A 1,132-nucleotide genomic window follows, 5' to 3' on the forward strand; every position below is an offset into this window, starting at 1 on the left:
TTTCGATATGAAACAAAGCAGGCTAAACAAAGAGCTATATACTAAGTTACGTAATCTTTTTACTCTTAAATCGCAGATGGCTCAATCTGTAATTAGAACTGTTATTGCACGTTATAAGGCCGTAAAAACTCAAATGGCTCGTAGACCATATAAATACCAAGATAAAAATACTGGCGAGTGGTATCGTGAAGTACGTGATTTAACATGGTTACACAAACCACTTTCTTTCAACCGTCCACAAGTAGACCTTCAACGTAATCGTGATTGGTCTTATTTAAGCAATGGTCAATTATCAATCAACACCCTTGATGGTCGTGTTAAAGTTGAGCCTGTTTGCCATGGATTTGACCAATATTTTGACGGTACTTGGAAATTTGGCTTAGCTAAGTTACTCAAATCTAGTGGTAAGTGGTTTTTACATATTTCAGCCACTAAAGAAGTCACTGATTTTGATAAACAAACAGTAAAACACGTTGTCGGAATTGACCGTGGTTTACGCTTTTTAGCTACCAGCTATGATGAACAAGGTAAGACTGCCTTTTTTGACGGTCAAGCAATTATGCGTAAACGTGCTAAATACCAAAAACTTCGTGCCACTTTACAAGCTAAAGGAACTAAGTCAGCTAAGAGACGTTTAAAGAAATTATCTGGACGAGAGAACCGTTGGATGAGTGATGTTAATCATTGCTTATCTAAGACACTTGTCCAAAAATACGGTACTAATACCTTGTTTGTATTAGAAAACCTTAACGGTGTTTCTTTTGAACGTAGTGATTTACCTAAAGCTTTGCGTAATCAAAATAAATCATGGGCTTTCTATCAATTAGAACAATTTTTAACTTATAAAGCTTATTTAAATCAAAGTCAAGTAATTGAAGTTTCTGCTCAATATACATCACAACGTTGCCCTAAGTGTGGGGTTATCAAAAAAGATAATCGCAATCATGAAAAACATGAATATCACTGTGATAATTGTGGTTATCGTTCTAATGATGACCGTATTGGAGCTATGAATATCCAATTACTTGGAACTCAGTATATTAGTGGACAAGAACAACCCAAATTTGAATTAATAACTAATGCGTAAACGTGTTAGTTAAGTGGGTGTTGTCAACCACCCAATGATGTAACC

At 35.3% G+C, this 1,132-nt stretch carries 1 protein-coding gene; it reads left to right on the forward strand.

Features of this window, described 5'->3' with window-relative positions; translation table 11 throughout:
• A partial coding sequence (locus JCM14209_RS08600; RefSeq protein ID WP_025023037.1) for an RNA-guided endonuclease TnpB family protein occupies window positions 1-1,087 on the forward strand: 1,087 nt, incomplete at its 5' end.
• Window positions 1,088-1,132: the final 45 nt, after the last annotated feature.

This window comes from Ligilactobacillus hayakitensis DSM 18933 = JCM 14209 (assembly GCF_000615845.1).
Lineage (GTDB): Bacteria > Bacillota > Bacilli > Lactobacillales > Lactobacillaceae > Ligilactobacillus > Ligilactobacillus hayakitensis.